Genomic DNA, 20,040 nt, shown 5'->3' on the forward strand with positions numbered 1-20,040 from the left:
TAATTCTTGTTCATAGTATAGGCCTGTGGTACTCTCAATAAAAGTGAATAGAATTCATGATAGAATTCAATAAAATTGAAAGTAATGGGGGCGAGTTGATGGAATTGCGCCAACTGAACACGTTCCGCACCGTTGCATCCACCTTGAATTTCAGTCGGGCCGCGGAAGTGCTAAACTACGTTCCCTCCAACGTCACGATGCAAATCAAAGCATTGGAGGAAGAGCTGGATGTACGACTCTTTGACCGTTTGGGCAAGCAGCTCGTTCTCACAACGGCGGGCAAGAGCTTTTTAACCCATGTTCAAGATGTTCTCAATAAATTGGATGAAGCACGCAGCGTTGTTCATGACAATGAAATTCTTAGCGGGACCTTAACGATCAGTGCCAACGAGGTTATTTGTGTTTACCGGCTTCCGACTGCCTTTAAACGATTTCGTGCACAGTATCCGGGAGTACGTCTCATTTTCCGATCGGTTCCGAATCAAGAGCTCAAGCAAACGTTATTTGACGGATCCTCAGATATCGTCTTTATGCTGGATGAACCCATTCATTCGAGCAGACTTGCTGTGGAACCGATGCAGGAAGAAACGTTCCGATTGTTCGCCGCTCCAGACCATCCGCTGGCCAAACAAACCGTGCTGGAGCTTGAAGATTTTCAAGGACAAGTGTTTCTGACGAATGAAAAAGGTTGTCCCTATCGAACCATGTTTGACCGTTCTTTTGAAAAAGAGGGGATTGATCTAATTACTTATTTAGAGTTTCAAAGTGCCGAAGCCATTAAACAATGTGCAATTTCGGGAATTGGTATTGCCTTTCTTCCCGAAATCGTAGCTGATGCCGAAGTTGAACGAGGCGAACTGGTTGCTCTTCCTTGGCAAATCCCGGATTTACACGTCTTTACACAGATGGTATGGCACAAAGATAAGTGGCTTTCCCCAATCATGTTATCTTTCATTGAAGCAGCAAGGGAGGCTCTTGCTGGGAGCATGCCGATAGATGTGAAAGAATAAGAGGAGGGGTGCCCTCTCTGCGGAAGTGGTACAGGTATTCTTCGAGAAGAATACCTGTACCACACCCTTACCCATAGTCCTTCACCTCGCATAGATCTCTATCCCCTTTTCCCATTTAGCAGATTAGGTCATCACCATGATTAGCCCCAATAGCGAATATGCTTGAAGATTATCATTAATATATATTGACGTGTATATATACAATGGTGTATATTCGTGACATGAACACATCAGTTATGCAATTAACGTTACTTACTCTTGCTGAGCCCAATCGATTCAACATCGTTGAACTGCTAAAAAAAGGTCCGAAGTCGGTAGGGGAAATCGTCCAGGCCTTGGGAATCAGCCAGCCGCATGTATCCCGTCATCTGCGTATTTTAAGTGAGGCCGGGCTGGTCCGCTCCCGAAGCAAGGCGCAGCAGCGGATTTACAGCCTGGAAGCCGGACCGTTTCAGGAGCTGGATGAGTGGTTTGATTCATTCAGTATTCTGTGGGAAGAGCGTCTCGACAATTTCGAGGAGTATATGCTGGACTATAAGAGAAAGGAGGAACGATAGCAGATATGTAGGGCAGTGTCACGAGCTGCTCTTAAATAACGTAACGCATCTTACCAGAGATAGGATTCAATGATTATGATCTGAAAAGGATGGATGCAGATGAGAAAAAAAACAATCATTCGTAAAAACCATGAGCGGAGAGAACTCACCGTCGAACGTACCGTTGCCATGGCTGCGAAGCTAGCATGGGAAGGCTGGACTGAGCCCAAACATATTACACAATGGTGGGGTCCTAAAAACTGGACAACAACCGTATATGAAATGGAAGTGCGGCCCGGCGGCGTCTGGCGGTACAGTCTGAAATCCGATGACGACAGCGGTGAAGAAGCCTTCTGCAAGGCCGTATATGAAGAGGTCGAAGTTCCTCGCAAGTTGGTTTATACGGATTCTTTTGCGGACAGGGATTGGAATATCGTTGCGGATAGTGAAATGTTTACGACCGTCCTGTTCGAAGAAGGAACAGGGGGAACTCGGATAAGCATCGTGACCCGATTCGCTACCATCGAACAATTGGATCAGGCTGAAGCCTTGGGAATGATCGAAGGATTCACGGATGCGTATGATCGATTGGAAGAATACGTCGAAAAGTTAATGGGAGGTCATATGGAAACGGTGATTTCAAAAGACGGAACGCAAATTGCTTATATCAAGCAAGGGAGCGGTCCTGCGCTAATACTGGTTTCATCGGCAGCTGCAGACCATCAGGATGCTGAACGTTTGGCTAAGCAATTATCCGCTCATTACACCGTCTTCAACTACGATCGTCGGGGACGGGGTCGCAGTACGGATATAGCACCTTATGCCGTGGAGAGAGAAGTGGAAGATATCGGGGCTCTCATTGAAATCGCCGGTGGGCAAGCCAGCCTGTTCGGAAGTTCGTCTGGAGCCGTGTTGGCGCTTGAAGCGGCAAATGTGCTTGGGGATCGCGTTGCAAAGCTCTATTTATTTGAACCACCGTTCATAATCAATGACAGCCGGAAGCCAGTACCAGCAGACTATGTACTACAATTGAATTCACTGACTGAAGCCGGTAAAAAATCTGAAGCCGTCGAATATTTTGCAGCCGAGGCTTTGGGCATTCCGGGTGAATTTATCGACTACATGAAAGTGGATCCATCATGGAATAAAATGGAGGATTTATCACACACGCTTGCGTATGACGGTCTAATTATGGGATCTACGCAATCAGGCAAGCCCCTGCCAACAAACAGATGGGTAGTGAACATTCCTACGCTGATCATGGCCGGGGGAAACAGCGAGGTTGTATTTCGTGAAGCAGCCCAAGCTCTTGGTAAACTTCTGCCTAAAGCTACGATTCATACGCTAGCAGGTCAAGACCATTCAGCAGTAATTATGGCGCCCGAAGTTCTTGCGAAGACCGTCGCAGATTTCGATCTGTAATCAGAATTTCACACAAGGAGTTGACAGGTAAATCAGAAATAGGAGGGATAGGGAATGGCTAAGCCGCTGGTTGAAGCAAAACCTGTAACGGCGACAGCTTCCAGATTTGCGGTGATATCGGTCTTTTCCGGGATATTGTTCATTTTAATCCTTTGTATTCTTCATATTCTGGAGCCCGAGTTTGATCCAACCTGGCGTTTGATCAGCGAGTATGCGCTTGGTAACGTCGGCTGGTTGATGCACTTGTCTTTTGCAATGCTGGCTGTTGCTCAAATCAGTGTCGCAGTCACGATTTTCCCGCAAATTCGTACCATCACAGGATACATAGGACTTGTTATACTTGGAATCAGTGCTATTGGTGTCATCATCGCGGCTATCTTCGTCACAGATCCTGTTACGGTCAATCCGGATAATGCAACGTTCAGCGGCAAGATGCATTCCATCGGTGCTATGCTTGACTATACGCCAGTTGCCGCTTTTTTGATAAGTATATCGCTATCTCAAGTCGACACTTGGAGACCGATGAGACGTCTACTTATGATAAGTTCAGTAATTTCAATTGTTGCCATGCTCTTGTTTGTACTCCAAATCCCCCAAGACGGACTATTTGGACCCGATATTCGAGCAGGTTTGTACGGACGATTCTTAATCGTTGTCGACGTTGCTTGGTTGCTGTTCGTCGGAATTCATGCTGCTAAGATGAGATCCTTCCAGAGGAAATAGAAGATCAGACGTAAAATCATTCACTTTAAAGCTGCAGGAATGCGGCTTTTTGTCTTTTGACGAAATGAGTACAGGGGATGGTAATTCTTGAAGAGGGGCAGCAATAGGTTGATCCGGAAAAATAATAACGACATAAATAATGTTATGTAAACTATTATCTCTGAAAAAGTACAGCTTACCTTTCGAGCGTCGATCAAATAGGGATAGAGCAGATGGCACGCTCATTGATTTGAAGTATGGTAAGAAAAAAGCACCTCACGAGGGTGCTTGATCTGACACGGAGTTATAGCATACGTGCCGTAAGGAACGATTCCGTTCATTGTAAGTGTATATGATTACAATAATAGCTCCATGGCTGCGCGCTCTTTATCCGCAATCTCGAGCAACAGCTTAGACGCCTGCACGAGCTCTTGATGATTACCTGTTCTTCCTGCATGGTCGATAGAAGTAGAGACGTTGACCCACATGGGAGCGATCTCTGTAAACATACGGTGGGCTTGTTCGATCTTCGGATCCTCCAGCCGGTCAGCGCATTCTCGCAAGTAATCCCTATACAGATTCCGGAATAAAGCGCCGCCGGTTCCCGCCCGCTCCATTAGCGTCGCCGTAAGACATAAATCATGTTCGACATTGTTGCTGCGAGAAGGCCATTTCAATATTTCATGGCTCATTTTAACAATGCCTTTATTTCCAATATTCTGAATGGGCGGGTTCAAGTAGTCTTGTGCGTTCATGGTCAAGGATTCGCGTAGAGCAGGAGCAAGAGGAGGTAAATCGCCTGTTGGCTCGATCGTAAAGGAACGATTCCGGGAGCTCATGGGTCCCTTGGCATTTCTGGCAGCGGCCAAGCTTATCAAACGCGTCTTCACAAGTCCACCCTGTTGTCTGGTATCCGCCATGTAGGCGTATTCGTCATCCATACCGTAAATTACCGCATAGTGACCGGCGAAGTGAACTTTGTTCGTAAAATAATCCAAGTAATACGAATCTAATTTAAGCCCAACCGGGATGCCTTGTTCAATGGCACTACGGACGTTCTGCCATGCCTTATGGACGGATGAGGTTTCTTGGTATCTGACGTTCAAGCCGATTCGTTCCGCGAGATGATCGGTTAGTATATCCGGTTTTACTCTTCCGCCGATAAAGGGGAAGTCCATGCCCTTCGAATCCCAATAAATGAAACCAAGCCCTTGCCCGAGTCCGAACAACATCGGCTCAGACAAGCGGAGACCCGCATGTTGCATTAAATTGCCTATGGCGGTTGTTTCGCAATGATCGCCTGGATAAGGAATGAAATCATCAATACAATTGACCATGTTTACTCCTCCAACAATTCATGTATTAAACGGCTAACGAACACTTGCTCGCTTTCGATCAGGCTGAATGGATGCAAGAATAACGCTCTTACGTTCAGCGGCAAGCTATGCCCGCCTTGTGATTCATACTTCTGTTTTATTTTTAATGAGGTTTGTCCAAGAAAATCCATTCGTTTCCGCAATGCAGTGATGGCCTCTTCCTTCCCGATAAGTGGCAAAGCAGCCAAACCGAGATCGAAGCGGTTGTCGCGTTCCCGGGTAGACGACAGACTATCGATAATTTCATTTTTCAGCTTATGTATACCTGCTTCGGTGAGGGCAAACCGGGTCGGCGTGGGTCCTTTACCGGATTTCTCGTCGGATGTCTCCCGTACGATCCATCCTTTATCACTAAGTTTCTTCAATCCTGCATATATCGAAGTTGTACCGATATTCGCCCATTCTTTGTAACCTCGCTGCTCGACTAACTTCATCATATCGTATCCGGAAGCTTGATGGTGCTCTGCAATCATTTGCAGGAGCATGAATTCGACATTCGATATTGTATGCATGGAGAGCCTCCTTATCTTTAGTATTACATAGGTGAAATATAACATAGGTGAAATAATAATTCAATAAGAGGTTACCGCATTAAAGACCAAATCATCCGTTTCAGGTTGAAACTGGGGCTAATGACGACAGTAAGTAATTCAGGATTGCTTATGCTAAGGGAAAGAAAAACCGCATAATCCGGCTACTTTCAAAGGCTTAGCTGATATTTTTGTAGCGAGAAAGCGGGAGGGATCAAGAGCTAGAATATGCGCATAAAACTATGCTAAAATAAGTACACCAAATCCATATTTTGCGCACTTTCGGTTTTGAGCGATTTAAAAAGGGGAGCTGGACAACTCTATATGAATAAATTCGACATCGAAGAAGTATACGAAGAACCGATCCGGGCTTTTACCATATGGATGAAGCAGTCAGGCTATACGGAAGCCACAAGAAAAGAATATATGAGAGAAGTTTATGATTATTTATGCTCGCTGGACCAGCTGCCGGTTCAACAGGCCGGGAAATTGCATGTCGTCAGCTTTTTGGTATCCAAACAGGAATCGGCGGGAGAGAAGACGAGAAACCGAACGTTATCCGCCATCCGATCCTTTTATGGGTCATTGATCGACTTTGAACTCGCTACGAGAAATCCCGCTTTGGAGGTCAAAAAATCGAAGACGGAAAAAAACAAGATGCCGGTCTATTTGGAAGAACAGCATTTGAAGACCGTCCTTCATTATGTGCAGGGGCGTTACCGAAATCGAAATCTGGCCGTATTTTTGTTGATGGGATATTGCGGATTGCGTGTTGGTGAGGTCCATCGCCTGAATCTATCGCATTTTAAGAAGGAGAAGGGGACGCTTGAAGTGTTGGGCAAAGGGCGGAAATGGAATGAGATCCCCCTGCCGGATATGGTTGTGGAATACCTGACCAAGGTGGAAGAGGAACGGATTCATCCTTCCAGCTCGCGGGAAGAAGCATTTTTCGTGTCACAGAAAGGAAAAAGACTATCCATCCGTCAGATCCAGAAGATTGCTGCGCAGGTCTTCGATGCTTATAAGCAGGATCATCCGCAGATGACAGACTTGAAACTGTCCTGCCATAAGCTGCGGCATTCCTTTGCGACGATGCTGCTGAATAATCATGTCGATATCCGGGTCGTTAAAGAGCTGCTGGGTCATGCTTCCATCGAAACGACTATGATTTATACGCATATCAACGATGAGCAGAAACGCAGCGCCATGAAGACAATCGATTTGCCGATGATTTGAGAAGCGTAACGGCCATGAAGATGCTGGTGGATTCTATAACAAATCTGTAGTTTGCCGTCAATGAAGATATGATAAAGGTTGCAGACATGAATTAGATAAAAAGAACAAGCCGAAAATGGCTTGTTCTTTTATTATTTCGATTTATTTTCCTGATTCAGCATATTCTTGAATTCTCTTTCCAATCTGATCCCGAACCTTTTGGAATACAGCCCATTTTTCTTCATCTGTACCTTGAGCTTTAGCAGGATCGTCAAAACCCCAATGTTCACGTTTCACGCTCGACGGTGTCACAGGACACTTGTCAGCTGCATCGCCGCAAAGCGTAATTACTAAATTAGCATTGTTAAGGATCTCCAGATCAATGATATCAGAGGTTTGTTTAGAAATATCAATTCCCACCTCATTCATCGCTTTTACAGCATGCGGATTGAGACCATGAGCCTCGATACCAGCGCTAAACACATTCCAACTTTCACCTAAATATTTTTTTGCCCAAGCTTCAGCCATTTGACTGCGACAAGAATTTCCTGTGCACAAAAAATATATCGTATTCTTTTCCATAATCGTCCCCTTATTTTCTGAAGTTATAGTAATTCTAGCCAAAGGTAAAGGCCTAACAACGTAATCAAGAGAGTAGGTATAGTTAGAATGATACCGGTTTTAAAATACGTAGCCCAAGAGATCTTGACTCCTTTTGTAGATAGCACATGAAGCCAAAGTAATGTAGCAAGAGAACCAATCGGAGTAATCTTTGGGCCTAAATCTGAACCGATTACATTGGCATACGCTAGCGCCTTTCTCATTGCCTCGGTTGTTTGTGTTGATTGGATTGCTAAGGCATCAATCATGACAGTCGGCATGTTATTCATTAATGATGAAAGAGTTGCAGATAAAAAGCCCATCGATATTGTAGCTACGAACAACCCTTGATTAGCTGCTGATTGTATGACATGAGCTAAAAGGTCCGTTAATCCCGCATTTCGTAGTCCATAAACAACCACGTACATGCCGATTGAGAAAAAGACAATAGCCCATGGGGCGCCCTTCACTATGTCCCTTGTAGGAACCATTGGACTTCTTCTTGCCATAAGCAGAAAGAAAATGGCTATAAGTCCAGCAACGAGGGATACCGGTATGCTCATAAACTCACTAACAAAGTATCCAATTAATAGGATAGCCAGTACGATCCATGATAGACTGAACATTTTAGAGTCCTTAATTGCATCTGCAGGGGTCTTTAGATCCGCAGAGTCAAACTTCTTAGGAATACTTTTTCGAAAGAACAAGTACAAAACCAGTATACTGGCTCCTAAAGCGAATAAATCCGGGATAATCATATGACTAGCGTACTCCGAGAAGGAAATATCGAAAAAGTCTGCAGATACGATGTTTACAAGGTTGCTAACAACCAAAGGTAAGGAAGTGGTGTCTGCAATAAACCCACTGGCGATTATAAAAGGGAACACTTTCTTCTCATCGAATCTGAGCGCCCGAACCATTGCAAGGACAATCGGGGTGAGAATCAACGCAGCACCGTCGTTGGCGAAGAAAGCAGCTACAACAGCTCCTAAAAGTGATACGTAAACAAACATTCGTGTGCCATTGCCACGAGCAGCTCTTGCCATATGCAATGCAGCCCACTCAAAGAATCCGATGCTATCCAAAATGAGGGAAATGAGAATAATTGAAACAAAGGCTAGTGTTGCATTCCATACGATTTGTGTAACATCCCATACGTCTTGAAAATTTACGACGCCAACGAGTAGTGCCAGGACGGCACCACCACAGGCAGACCAACCAATAGACAAACCTCTTGGCTGCCAGATTACCAGAATTAATGTGACCACAAAAATGACACAAGCAAGTGCAGCAGTTACCATTTTGACCTCCATGTAATGAAATAACGCATTGTAACATTCGCAAATCATTATATAACTATATACTTATATGATCAATAAAAAGAAATAACTTATTTACAAACCATGGTTTTTTTCAATGAAGTGAGTAAATTACAAGAAATCAATTGCATTTTGCAAATGATGAGTGTATAAATAAAGCATGAGGTGAACAATATGGAAAGCACTCGTGAACTATTTCAAATCATGACACGTCGTTTTGGTTTACTGAACAAAAACTGCTGTACAGTGGGTGGAAATGATATCACTCCGGTTCAAAGTCATATTCTTTTTGAAGTAGACCGTCAGCATCATCCATCCATTCAACAAATAGCGGAAACTCTGGGGACTGATATTACAACATTCAGCAGGCAAGTGCAGTCTTTAATCAAAATGAACTTAATTAAAAAAACGCCCGATCCAACGGATCGTAGGGTGTCCACGCTCGCTTTGACGGTTGAAGGGAAGTACGTTGCGACAACCATAGATCATCAGATGAACGATTATTTTGAAGAGGTCTTTTCTTATATGACGCAGTTTGAAAAAGATACAATTCTCCGGTCAATCAAACTCATGAATGAGGCCATGGCGAAATCTGATCATTGTTGCAAACCGATATTAGGGTAATTTTTTATTCTCATATACTTGCATATTACAAATATTTTTCCGCCTGCTTGTGTTACAGACTCAGCAGTTGTTTTTGAGTCTTTAAAACATATAACCTTCAAGGAAGGAGGTGCTGCTCCACATGTATGATCATTTTTATGTTCATGAATTTCTAATGAAAGCCCGAGAACAAGATATACAAAAAACAGCCAGAGAAGCTTGGAAATGGTCTGATGATAATCCAGCATCCAAAGGATATCGTTTACTCATTTCTTCAAGAAAGAAAAAACAAGTTCCATGTTGCCCACAACCCCTTCGGGCCTGTTGTTAGTTGAATCTATATCATAATAATAGGAGTGTTCTTCGATGACAAAATTAACAAATGATGAAATTCGCCAAAATGTAAGAAATCGGTATAAAGAAATAGCCAAAACTAAAACTGAACTTAACACTTCATGTTGCGATACAAATAATGAGCAAGTTGGCTGCTGCAGCACACCTACAGACTTTAATGATATTTCCAGTAAGCTAGGTTACTCAAAAGAAGAGTTGAATTCGGTTCCTGAAGGTGCAAACCTTGGGCTGGGTTGCGGTAACCCTCAAGCGATTGCTTCTTTAAAAGCCGGTGAAGTGGTACTTGATCTTGGAAGTGGAGGTGGATTTGACTGCTTTCTGGCATCAAGACAGGTAGGCGACACAGGTAAAGTGATCGGCGTAGACATGACTCCTGAGATGGTCAGCCGTGCACGCAATAATGCGTTAAAAGGAAGCTTTACAAACACCGACTTTCGTTTGGGAGAGATTGAGCATCTTCCAGTTGCGGATAACAGTGTGGATGTTATTATATCGAACTGTGTAGTTAACCTTTCTCCAGATAAGCAGCAGGTGTTCCATGATGCATTCCGTGTTCTTAAAAGTCAGGGGCGAATAGCGATTTCAGATATTGTTACTACAGCGGATCTTCCACCGGAAATAAAAAATGATCTGGATGAATTCTATTCCGCCTGCATTTCTGGTGCATCCTCTATTAGCGAAATTGAATCCATGCTTCAAAAGAGTGGATTTACCAATATCAGTGTAGAACCAAAGGATGAATCCAAAGCGTTTATTAAGGATTGGGTCCAGGGATCAAATATTGAGGATTACATTGCTTCGGCAGTAATCCAAGCAACCAAACCTCTTATCTAACCGAAATGATCCTTTTATCAACGGGGTAATGAAGCATCGGGTTACAAGAATCTTCGATAGTCGTGGCAGAACAAGTCGGGATATTGCTGGATCGAAACCTGAAGATGCAATAAGGTTGCTAGGTGTTTTATGTAATTCAGGCAAGACGAACAGAAGAAATAAGCTTAGAAGTCCGCATATATAGCGGGCTTTTTGATTACATAAGCGCAGGTCCGCCTTTTCTAAAAAAAAATCCGAACGATATCCTTCATGATGACCAATATATACTGTAGGCCCGAAGGAGAGGAGGTGGCAGATGAACCATCCACCGGAATATGAAGCGCTTATTGCGCTTACGCTGGGCGGGAGCCGTGATGCGTTTGGCGATTTATATGAAGCAACCATTCAGGACGTGTATCGAACGGTTTATTTCCTTGTCCGTGAGCCGTCGGATGCAGAGGATGTCATTCAAGAGATTTATATTCAAGTATACCGGTCTCTTGAAAAGTTTGACGTGAACAGGCCGTTCCGGCCCTGGCTCATGGGAGTGGTCATGCGGCAAATTCAGTCTTACCGAAGAAAAAGCTGGGCACATGTACGAAAGATTAAAAAAGCGGAGCAGCGTGAACAAGCCTTGGTATACGATTTCTCGAGCGAGGTGGCCGACAAACTATCGAATCAATTGCTGCTTGCCTGCGTGGATCGTCTTCCTTATAAGCTGAAGCAAGTCGTAATTCTTCATTATTTGAACGATTACACGCAGGAAGAGATTGCAGCCGCACTAGGAATTCCTCTCGGAACGGTCAAATCCAGGATCCATGCAGCTCTCCAAAAGATGCGCGGAAAACAGAACATGAACATACGGGCGATCGGAAAGGTGGAGGAACTACATGAGTTTCGATGAAAGGCTGAAAACAGCTTTGAAGGAAGAAACCAAGGAATGGAACGCACCAGCAGAACTCAAAGGAAAAATACTTAATCAAATCGCACACCATCAAGGAGGAAGACGAGTGAAAACATGGGTCGTGACTTGTATCGTGGCTGCTGCCTTGCTCATCCCGACAGGCGCATTCGCCGGTTATAGCTACTTATCTGATGCCATGTATGGTTCGCAGCGCAATGTCGCAGCGTTTGGAGTCACTCCAGAGCGATATGATGATCTGGAGGCCAAGCTGCAGGCCGCCAGACAAAACCTCAGTGAGGAGGAATTCACAAAATTCATGTCCTTGCTTAAAGAGTTGGGAAGCTTTCATATGAAAATGGCCGATGCCAATGGAAAATTTAATATTGAGAAATTGAGCGCAGAAGAGCAGCACAACTATAAAAGGTTAACAACAGAGCTGGAACCTATTTTTGATCAATTAAAGGATGTCCAGCCAACGAAGCGAATAGCAAAGCCTTTATACAGCTCTGCATTCTGGAAAGAACAGCTGGATAAAGCAAGGCAAACACTCAGCCAAGAAGAGTTTGATGCGTATCAACAATTAATGAATGAATTGAAAGCTTATGACGAGAAAACGCTTGATCCGGATGGAAGTGTTCATATCGATCGGCTATCAAAGGAAGATCTAGCGAATATAGAGCAAGTGGTGCAGCAGTTGCAGCCCTATTTAAAGAAGCTGGGGATTCTCATTAAATAGCATTCAGACTTACAAGTACAAGAATGGTATATCTAAAAGCCGCATTGCAGCGGCTTTTTTGGTTTGCTTTTCCGTCCATTATCCACTGCATAGAATGAACTCCTGTTTGTTCTGTCATTTCTACCCTCGTGACAAAGCGTTCAAAGATTCTTTCTATGGATGAATCTATATAACCAAATGGATAAGAGAACATAGTATGTATTTAGAATTCATCATTAAGGAGGGGGATCATGGAAGGCGGAAGTAAACTGAAAATATGGGTCATGACCAATGAGTTTGAACCCCAAATTATTGGAGGACTCGGAATCGTCGCAACCCAGCTCACGAGAATGATGAGCACACTTGGCGCAAAAATAACGGTTTTGTGCACCGGGAATTCGGATCGTATGACGATATCAAATGTTAATAGCCATTTGCGCATTATCAGATTCCCCAAAAATTCGGGATACTTTAACCAAGCTAAAAGGTCCTTTAGAGCCGAAGCCATCATTAAGGGAGCACTCGATAAGGGATTAGGCAGGCCTGATCTTATTCACGTGCATAGCACGGAATTTGCGGAGACTGCCAAGCTAGCAGGCGGCCGATTTCATCTTCCGATTGTCTACACCTGTCATTCAGTGGTATCGCAAGGCAGTTCTTCACCTCATGGTAGAAATCAGACCACACTGATACGTATCGCTAATCGCGTCATTGTACCAAGCCGCTGGCAGGCCCAAGAAACAAAAAGGCGTTACCCGTGGATAAATGGACATAAAATGGTGGTTATCCCCCACGGCATTGCTCCTGTCTCCAAAGGTTCAACCAAAGGAGCTTCTCACCAATTACTTTATGTAGGAAGATTGATTTCATCCAAAGGGGTTGAGCCCTTAATTAAAGCTGTTGGCCTGTTAGCTCGGGAAAACAGCAGGGTCCAATTGACCATTGTCGGAAGCGGCAGTGCCAGTTATAGGAACAAGCTTCGCACCTTGGCCAAGCAAGCCGGAGCCGAAAGGCGAATTCGTTGGGCCGAAAAAGCCTCTAACAAAAAAGTACAGCAGATGTACCGTTCTTATGGAGCCGTCGTGAATCCTAGCAAAACGGAATCGTTCTGCTTGGTCGCACTGGAAGCGATGGCAAACGGGGTTCCGCTGATTTCCACAACATCTGGTGGCATGAAGGAATTTGTCACTCCTCGCAACGCCCAGATCATACATGCGGTTGACAGCGCCCATATTGCCCGGGCTATCAAGGAATTTTGGAATAACCCGGGGCAATCCAGAAAGCGAGTTAAGAATGCACGGGCTACTGCCGCCCAATACAAATGGCCTGTCATTGCTGGAAAATACCTTTCTTTATTCGCGCACTTGAAGCAGGGGAGGGCATAACATGAGTGAATACGCTGCGGCCCATGTTAACGAGATTGTGAAACAGTTCGGGATCAAGGCAAGATCACAAAAACGTATTCGTGGAGGCATATATCGAATTACAGCTTCAGACGGTCGGAAATTCAGCTTAAAGCGCATGCCTAAGCAGATTTCACAGATCAGATGGATGGATCGAATGTTAATCCACGTCCAGCGCAATGGTCCGCACCTTGCTTGGAGGAATCCACAAACACCGGAGGGTAGAAAGCCTTATGCCATTTCGCAAAAGGGAGAGATTTTCGTACTGACGCCTTGGATTTCTGGGAGGGAACCTTCACCGAGGTCGAAAGCGGATATGCGGGCATGCGGCATGACATTAGCGAGATTCCATAAAGCAGGTCAAACCGCGCTTAGAAAGGGAATATCCCACAGTGAGATCGGGACGTGGTATTCCACACTGCATACGCGGCAGCAATTTATTCAAAGCCAGATTGCAAAAGCAAAAATGAATAGGTTTAGTCTGCCTATAAATCGATTCATCCAGCGGCATGGACCGGAATTTCTGCGTTATGCAAACCAAGCGAAAGGATTACTGCGCAGCAGCGGATATGATTCATACCGACAAAGTCCAAGGCTCAACGGCGTCTTGTGTCATGGGGACGGAGGACCGAGTAATTTTATTCTGAATAATAAAGGGACGCACCTGATTGACTTCGAAACATTGCATGTTGATTTACGTGCCTATGACTTATATCGGGTTATTTATAATTCCTGCAAAGACTTCGGGTGGAATTTTTCGATCGCAAAAGCCATTTTGGATGGTTATCGAGAAGTAGCCAGCCTGAACAAAACGGATTATAAGCTTATGCGTGTCTGGCTGCGCTTTCCGTTGTCAACGTATTTTGTGCTTGGTCCCTCTAACAGATTTCCTTTTACAGAGAAACGGCTGCATTGGGCACTCGATAGTGAACGGAGAATCAGCACATTTCTGCAAAAGCTGGATAAGTATGCAGCGAATCATGGGTAACCTATACCGACTGAATTTTACACCTTATCGGGCTGCGCCACATACGTACCCTTCGTTCTCTTGCTAAAAGGGAATGGAGGGTTTTTTATGCACCAATATGACCATGCTGCTCACGGTATTTGAAACAATTCTCTAGAGGATTTTTCGGTGCGAGCACGTGACCAGGTTCCATGGAAAAGGTTGACGCGGCCACTACACAGCTGATGAGGGAATGCGATGCGGTGCGATGCGATATAAATTACTTTTTTTCATACGATGCCTTTATAATGGAAATAGATACGAATATTAAATGTTCCGTCGCTAAGGAAATGCTAATGCATAGCTGTGGGACGGAGTAAAGACAACGGAGTTGGAGGCTAGATACAATGAATATTTTAATTGATCCTTACACGGAAGAAAAACTGGCGGAAAGTTTGGCAGGAGGCCCTGGCTTCTTCAAGCTGTTTTATGATACGGAGGATTGCGGATGCAACGGGGTGCTGGCTATCAAGATTGTTGAACAGCCGCTGGATACCGATATTCAGGTTCCAGTAAACAAGTTTACATTCCTGATCGACAAACAGCAGGAAAGCTTGTTCGACCTTGTGTTGAAGCTGGAAGCAGACCGCACCTATCCGTCATTCAAGGTGACGAGCGACTCGGCATTGTACAGTTCGAATGTCAGAATCAAAGACGCGAGGGACATCTGACTCCAGGAATGCAAGACGACAAGAATTATATACTTAACAGCAGCAAATTTAATAAAGACAAGGAAGTCACTCATGCGAAAATGGCTAGTATGCTTTATAACTACTATTCTAAGTTTATCTGCATTTGCCCCTGCGATCTATGCTTCAGGAATCCAAGTATCCGTATCCGTGGATGGGCGAGAAGTCCAATTCCCGGATGAGCACCCCTACGTCGATCAGAGATCCAACCTTACCATGGTCCCCCTTGCTTTTGTATCCGACAAGCTCGGAGCAATGACGAAATGGGACCAAGCACGACAACAAATCACCATCTCGCTTCAACATGACATCATTACTTTGGTCATTGGTCAAAATCATGCAATGGTAAATGGTCAAAGAGTGGACTTTGAAGGGGCAGCGGTGCTCAAAAACGGTCGCACGATGGTTCCGCTGCGTTTTATTAGTGAAGCCTTGCATGCCACTCTGGATTGGCAGCCCACTCGGAATGAGGCGAGCATCATGACTTCCGTTGCCCGTGTATCCAAAGGGACCTGGATATGGGACAGCAACATCCTGAAACAGGATCAGGATCAAATCATTCATTTCGCAAAAATAAACGGTGTGACCTCTGTTTACCTGCAAGTGGATACAGATCTAGATCCAGCCGTATATGAGGGTTTTATACGTAAAACGAAGAGCGAAGGAATTCAAGTCGAAGCACTTGAGGGACGTCCGGAATGGGCCAATCGATCCAGACAGGGGGATATTCAGAAATTTATCGCATGGGTAAAAGCCTATAATTCCTCTGTTTCCGCGGAAGCATGCTTTACGGGATTGCATTTGGATATTGAGCCTTATGCGCTAAAGGAATGGACGAAGGACAATCGAGCTATTCTTGAAAGCTGGATGGACAATTTGCGATTAATCGAACAAGAAACCAGGGGGAGCGGTCTGAAAATGACGTTAGACGTTCCGTTCTGGCTGAACTCGATTAAGGTACCGGGTAAGAATTACACGATGAGCGCTTGGATGCTGGAGAAGTTCGATTGCCTCGTCATTATGAATTATCGGAACCAGGCGTTAGGCAGTGATGGAATGGTGGAAAATGCACAAGCAATACTGAGAGAAGCCACTACGCTGAAGAAGAAAGTGGTCGTTGCTGTAGAAACGGTCAAAAGCAGCGAGGGTCCACAGGTCTCGTTCTATTCCATGAGCAGCGAAAGGATGGAGAAAGAACTGCAGTCCGCCCATAATGAGTTGGCACACTATGCAAGCTATGCAGGCTTCGCCATCCACGATTTAAAAAGCTGGCAGGTAATGAAATAGAAGCTTGGTAAAAAGAATTCACCTCAAGAAGCGGCAGCCGATCGGCTGCCTTACTTCACGTTGACGATATGCCGTGATGGAGATCCTTCAAATACCATGCGTCCATTGCCGAATGTTCAGAACCTGGCAGTGGTTCGTTTAATAGCGTGAATCCATACTTTTCGTATAACCGACAAGCAGCTGTTAATTCGTGCGTTGTTTCTAAATAACACTTTGCATAGTGCGCTGAAGCAAAAGACAAGGCTGTTTCCATGAGCTTCTTACCGAGTCCTAAACCTTGTGCTCTGGGACTTAAGTACAGCTTCTGCAATTCGCACACATCCTGATGCTCGTTAAACGGAGCAATACCGACCCCGCCAACCACTTCTGCTTCCATTTCCACCACCCAGTAGCTCGCATGTTGTAAATGATTGTAATAATGATGAAGGTCGTTAAGCTGAGGATCAAAATAAGCTGTACCAGGAATCGCCAATCCAAGCGACTGCAGTGAATCCTGTATGATTTTTTTAACTTTCGGGTTGTCTTCTTTTTTCATTTTGCGAATGATCATGTTGGTTCTCCTTCGATTAGGTCTGAATGAAAGCTTATGATATGCCATCTCTTGAATGTTGACGTGGTCCGCATCAGAGATACAGCTATGGTAATATCAAACTTGTACGAATGTCAAAATTACTACGATAAGCCGCACTTTATTGACTGTTTTTCGCTTCGATGATTGACTTGGAATGAAGTGCTATCGTAAAATTTCACTATGGTAATTTTAGGTAATTCACTTTCAATAGACGTAAGGGGATGATGTATTCATGATTCATCAGCGCGAATGTCCGATCGAGACACTCATTCATGTGTTAGGCGGCAAATGGAAGCCCATGATTTTATGGCATTTGATCGAATCTCATCAGCGATTTAACGATTTGGAGAAGCTTATCCCTGACGTATCACAAAAAATGCTGGCCCAGCATCTCCGGGATTTGGAACGGGAAGGCATCGTCAATCGAACGGTTTTCCCGACCGTCCCTCCAAAAGTTGAATATTCGCTCAGCGAATACGGCCGGACCTTGATTCCTGTCGCCGAAGTTATGTGTGCTTGGGGAGACAATCACAACAAGCGGAAGTACGAGGAGTCAGCTTCATAAAGCGGGTTCATTTCACATGTACAAACGAATACAATCATCTCACATGAAAAGCTGCCACGGGGAATCCGGGCAGCTTTTGTCATGCTTACTTTTAAGTAAGTACCCTACTTTAAAGTGCGTTCTTAACAACCTTTTGCAACGATGTTAAGCTTGAGCTACCAAATATTAGGGGACATTCAAGAGGAGGAAATAACAATGAAAATTATTGTTTTTGGTGCGACGGGGAATACAGGGAAAAGAGTGCTGGAGCAAGGGATAGAGATGGGGCATGAAATGACTGCGTTTGTACGGAACGCTGAGAAGCTCTACGCTCAACTCGGCGAACATTCCGATAAGCATGTGAAGGTAATCGCGGACGATATGATGGATCCGGTCCGCGTCGGTGAGGCGCTCGCAGGGCAAGACGCCGCTATTGTGGCAGCCGGCCACGCGGGCCAGGGAGAAGAATTTGTTCGTATGGTCGATAACATTATAACCCAGTGCGAGGCGGAGCCTCGATTCGCCGGGCGGGTATGGGTCATGGGAGGAGCCGGTCTGCTGGATATTCCTTATACGGATCTCATTGGCAACAATTTACCCGGCTTCCCGCCGGAGTATAGCAATCACAACCGGAATCTCGACAGGCTGCAGCGGACTCAGCTGGATTGGTCCATCATGTGTCCGGGAACCATGACGGAGTCAAGAGATTACGCAGATTCTGCACATCTGCACGTAACAACGGATATATTGCCTGTTCCGGTGCCGGAGGTAATCAAGGAATACTCGGAGGCTGAGATTGCCGGTTACTTGTTCAGTCGATTCCACGAGCTGAATGTTGCTTATGACGATGTCGCATCATGGATGCTTAACCATCTTGAGCTCGGAGGGGTGTTCAATAGAAAAAGGGTCGGTATCGCTTATCAAAACGATTTGAAGGCGCGCTGAGAAGAAGGGAGAGAATGAGGTCATGGGTTTGTATGGATTCCTGCTCTTACTGCATATTTTAGCTTCGATCGCCATTATCGGCCCGACTTTCGTGATGCCCATCATGCGAAGATCTGCCAGAACCGTAGGCCAGCTGAACTTTGTATTTGGGATAACGACTAAGATTGCCATTATGCCTAAACTTGGCGGAGTCTTCCTTGTCGTCACCGGGATATGGATTATGATTATAGCCAAGTTGGGATTAACCCAAATGTGGCTGAATATATCGATTCTGTTATCGCTGATCATGGTCGTGATCATCGACGGATGGATGGAGCCGCGCATGAAGAAGCTCAAGAAAACCTTAGCTGAGAATTCAGACAAGGATGAAGAGATTCCCGCCGATTTTGGCCTGCAGTTGCAGAAGATTGTCCCCCTCGAGACGGCAGCCCAGCTGCTGATGATTGCCATATTGGTGCTGATGGTCATTAAGCCGTAGACAAATGACGCCGCGTTTATCGCGGCTTTTTTTATTGAACATAACATTTTATCATGAATTTCGGAGCTCGAACTCACGTCTGTATTGCGCCGGGCTGACGCCGGCAAATTGCTTGAATACGGTTGAAAAATGACTGGAGCTGCTATACCCCAGCACATAAGAAATTTCCGATATATTCATGCTCGTGGTTTCTAAATACTTTTTTCCCATTTCGGATTTTACCCCTTGAAAATATCGGTTAGGCGAACTGCCGAGCTCCTTTTTAAAAATATAGAATAACGTCCGCAGCGGAATGTTTAAATATTCGGCGAGCGATTGAACCGAAAAATTCGATAAGTTTTCCTTCATATAATCCAGGCTTTTATTAACCACCTTGAGATTAAAGCTCTTCACGTTGCTTCCAAGCGTATCGGCAAGAATAGAATAGAAAAGGTAGAAGTACGCAGAAGCCAGCTGCTGCCGGTTTTCTTTGAGACTTAAGAGAATCCGATCGCATAAATTAAAATACTCGATCCTGAACGGTGTATGGTATAGGCAGTTCGGAATCAGTAAAAACGGCTCCGTCTTAAATTCAAAAAGCCAGAAATTCCATCGGTCACCGGAGCATTGATAGGCGAGAGATTTGGCGGCGTTCGTAAAAATTACGCTGTTGGATCGCACGATAAACTCTTTTCCATCGACCTGTATGCTGCCTTCACCATCGAGGGTGTAGAACAATATGTATTTGTTACTCTCGATAATCCGATGATTAATGTCATAATCAGGCAAGGTATACAGCTTATAAACGGTTTTTACGCTTAATGGGTACGTCTTGATCCAGTCGTTCAACGAGTAAAAGTCGAAATACATAGGTTCATACTCCTCTCATTTATTTGGAGGGATGTATGGCTCGAAGTCGGCCCTCGCGATTACTATAGCACTCTTTTACCGCTGAACCTGTCGATTCCTCGCGATGAGCGGAATGCTTGCAGCGGCAGGATCGATTCCAGCTTTCTTGTTCCTATGAACCGGTGATTTC

The 20,040-nt window shown here is 44.8% G+C and carries 23 protein-coding genes; 17 read left to right on the forward strand and 6 right to left on the reverse strand.

Annotation, left to right across the window (positions count from 1 at the left end):
- Nucleotides 1–98: 98 nt before the first annotated feature.
- From ACTHPM_RS05210 to ACTHPM_RS05225, 4 genes are all read left to right on the forward strand, one after another.
- Entirely contained in the window at nt 99–1,010 is a 912-nt protein-coding gene (locus ACTHPM_RS05210; RefSeq protein ID WP_440394129.1) for a LysR family transcriptional regulator, read from the forward strand.
- A gap of 221 nt (nt 1,011–1,231) precedes the next feature.
- Nucleotides 1,232–1,567 carry an ArsR/SmtB family transcription factor gene (locus ACTHPM_RS05215; protein ID WP_440394130.1) on the forward strand — a complete coding sequence of 112 codons (336 nt, stop codon included), beginning with the start codon at nt 1,232–1,234 and terminating at the stop codon, nt 1,565–1,567.
- Between the two features lie 99 nt (nt 1,568–1,666).
- Nucleotides 1,667–2,968, forward strand: coding sequence for an alpha/beta fold hydrolase (locus ACTHPM_RS05220; protein WP_440394131.1), 1,302 nt, complete (start codon nt 1,667–1,669; stop codon nt 2,966–2,968).
- Nucleotides 2,969–3,022: 54 nt separating this feature from the next.
- On the forward strand, nt 3,023–3,691 hold the full coding sequence (locus tag ACTHPM_RS05225) for a DUF998 domain-containing protein (RefSeq protein ID WP_440394132.1): 669 nt from the start codon (nt 3,023–3,025) through the stop codon (nt 3,689–3,691).
- A 335-nt stretch (nt 3,692–4,026) separates the two neighbouring features.
- Here ACTHPM_RS05225 and ACTHPM_RS05230 read toward each other — a convergent pair whose 3' ends face one another.
- Both ACTHPM_RS05230 and ACTHPM_RS05235 read right to left on the reverse strand, forming a co-directional pair.
- Nucleotides 4,027–5,007: a BtrH N-terminal domain-containing protein gene (locus ACTHPM_RS05230; RefSeq protein WP_440394133.1), complete on the reverse strand. Its 981-nt coding sequence runs from the start codon at nt 5,005–5,007 to the stop codon at nt 4,027–4,029.
- 2 nt (nt 5,008–5,009) lie between these two features.
- Nucleotides 5,010–5,558, reverse strand: a complete 549-nt coding sequence (locus tag ACTHPM_RS05235) for a PadR family transcriptional regulator (protein ID WP_440394134.1) — start codon at nt 5,556–5,558, stop codon at nt 5,010–5,012.
- A 342-nt stretch (nt 5,559–5,900) separates the two neighbouring features.
- Between ACTHPM_RS05235 and ACTHPM_RS05240 the strand changes: the two genes are divergently transcribed.
- The gene (locus tag ACTHPM_RS05240) at nt 5,901–6,812 is read left to right on the forward strand and encodes a tyrosine-type recombinase/integrase (protein ID WP_440394135.1); all 912 of its coding nucleotides are present in this window, start codon (nt 5,901–5,903) and stop codon (nt 6,810–6,812) included.
- A 141-nt stretch (nt 6,813–6,953) separates the two neighbouring features.
- Here ACTHPM_RS05240 and arsC read toward each other — a convergent pair whose 3' ends face one another.
- Nucleotides 6,954–7,373 carry an arsenate reductase (thioredoxin) gene (gene arsC / locus ACTHPM_RS05245; protein WP_440394136.1) on the reverse strand — a complete coding sequence of 140 codons (420 nt, stop codon included), beginning with the start codon at nt 7,371–7,373 and terminating at the stop codon, nt 6,954–6,956.
- Between the two features lie 23 nt (nt 7,374–7,396).
- A complete protein-coding gene (locus ACTHPM_RS05250; RefSeq protein WP_440395360.1) occupies nt 7,397–8,692 on the reverse strand; it encodes an arsenic transporter in 1,296 nt (431 codons plus the stop codon).
- Nucleotides 8,693–8,884: 192 nt separating this feature from the next.
- On the opposite strand from ACTHPM_RS05250, the gene ACTHPM_RS05255 reads away from it, so the two are divergent.
- From ACTHPM_RS05255 to ACTHPM_RS05295, 9 genes are all read left to right on the forward strand, one after another.
- The gene (locus tag ACTHPM_RS05255) at nt 8,885–9,334 is read left to right on the forward strand and encodes a MarR family winged helix-turn-helix transcriptional regulator (protein ID WP_440394137.1); all 450 of its coding nucleotides are present in this window, start codon (nt 8,885–8,887) and stop codon (nt 9,332–9,334) included.
- A gap of 121 nt (nt 9,335–9,455) precedes the next feature.
- Nucleotides 9,456–9,644, forward strand: coding sequence for a hypothetical protein (locus ACTHPM_RS05260; protein WP_440421453.1), 189 nt, complete (start codon nt 9,456–9,458; stop codon nt 9,642–9,644).
- Between the two features lie 35 nt (nt 9,645–9,679).
- Nucleotides 9,680–10,501 carry an arsenite methyltransferase gene (locus tag ACTHPM_RS05265; protein WP_440394139.1) on the forward strand — a complete coding sequence of 274 codons (822 nt, stop codon included), beginning with the start codon at nt 9,680–9,682 and terminating at the stop codon, nt 10,499–10,501.
- 295 nt (nt 10,502–10,796) lie between these two features.
- On the forward strand, nt 10,797–11,384 hold the full coding sequence (locus ACTHPM_RS05270) for a sigma-70 family RNA polymerase sigma factor (RefSeq protein WP_440394140.1): 588 nt from the start codon (nt 10,797–10,799) through the stop codon (nt 11,382–11,384).
- On the forward strand, nt 11,371–12,120 hold the full coding sequence (locus tag ACTHPM_RS05275) for a DUF3600 domain-containing protein (RefSeq protein WP_440394141.1): 750 nt from the start codon (nt 11,371–11,373) through the stop codon (nt 12,118–12,120). Before ACTHPM_RS05270 ends, ACTHPM_RS05275 begins: the two co-directional genes overlap by 14 nt.
- Before the next feature lie 230 nt (nt 12,121–12,350).
- On the forward strand, nt 12,351–13,484 hold the full coding sequence (locus ACTHPM_RS05280) for a glycosyltransferase family 4 protein (protein ID WP_440394142.1): 1,134 nt from the start codon (nt 12,351–12,353) through the stop codon (nt 13,482–13,484).
- A 1-nt stretch (nt 13,485) separates the two neighbouring features.
- The gene (locus ACTHPM_RS05285; protein ID WP_440394143.1) at nt 13,486–14,490 is read left to right on the forward strand and encodes a phosphotransferase; all 1,005 of its coding nucleotides are present in this window, start codon (nt 13,486–13,488) and stop codon (nt 14,488–14,490) included.
- Between the two features lie 365 nt (nt 14,491–14,855).
- Nucleotides 14,856–15,179, forward strand: coding sequence for an iron-sulfur cluster biosynthesis family protein (locus tag ACTHPM_RS05290; protein ID WP_440394144.1), 324 nt, complete (start codon nt 14,856–14,858; stop codon nt 15,177–15,179).
- A 72-nt stretch (nt 15,180–15,251) separates the two neighbouring features.
- Nucleotides 15,252–16,484, forward strand: coding sequence for a copper amine oxidase N-terminal domain-containing protein (locus ACTHPM_RS05295; protein ID WP_440394145.1), 1,233 nt, complete (start codon nt 15,252–15,254; stop codon nt 16,482–16,484).
- Nucleotides 16,485–16,539: 55 nt separating this feature from the next.
- On the opposite strand, the gene ACTHPM_RS05300 is transcribed toward ACTHPM_RS05295, so the two are convergent.
- Nucleotides 16,540–17,034, reverse strand: a complete 495-nt coding sequence (locus tag ACTHPM_RS05300; RefSeq protein ID WP_440394146.1) for a GNAT family N-acetyltransferase — start codon at nt 17,032–17,034, stop codon at nt 16,540–16,542.
- Between the two features lie 253 nt (nt 17,035–17,287).
- On the opposite strand from ACTHPM_RS05300, the gene ACTHPM_RS05305 reads away from it, so the two are divergent.
- The 3 genes from ACTHPM_RS05305 (at nt 17,288) to ACTHPM_RS05315 (ending at nt 19,022) form a co-directional block, all read left to right on the forward strand.
- Complete coding sequence (locus ACTHPM_RS05305; protein ID WP_440394147.1) at nt 17,288–17,620, forward strand: winged helix-turn-helix transcriptional regulator; 333 nt, start codon at nt 17,288–17,290, stop codon at nt 17,618–17,620.
- A gap of 195 nt (nt 17,621–17,815) precedes the next feature.
- A complete protein-coding gene (locus ACTHPM_RS05310; RefSeq protein ID WP_440394148.1) occupies nt 17,816–18,544 on the forward strand; it encodes an NAD(P)-dependent oxidoreductase in 729 nt (242 codons plus the stop codon).
- Nucleotides 18,545–18,566: 22 nt separating this feature from the next.
- The gene (locus ACTHPM_RS05315; RefSeq protein ID WP_440394149.1) at nt 18,567–19,022 is read left to right on the forward strand and encodes a DUF2269 family protein; all 456 of its coding nucleotides are present in this window, start codon (nt 18,567–18,569) and stop codon (nt 19,020–19,022) included.
- Nucleotides 19,023–19,073: 51 nt separating this feature from the next.
- Here the strand turns inward: ACTHPM_RS05315 and ACTHPM_RS05320 are convergent, their stop codons facing one another.
- Nucleotides 19,074–19,871, reverse strand: a complete 798-nt coding sequence (locus ACTHPM_RS05320) for a helix-turn-helix domain-containing protein (RefSeq protein WP_440394150.1) — start codon at nt 19,869–19,871, stop codon at nt 19,074–19,076.
- Nucleotides 19,872–20,040: the final 169 nt, after the last annotated feature.

Origin of the sequence: Paenibacillus sp. SAFN-054, assembly GCF_051966755.1 — a bacterium.
Lineage (GTDB): Bacteria > Bacillota > Bacilli > Paenibacillales > Paenibacillaceae > Paenibacillus_AQ.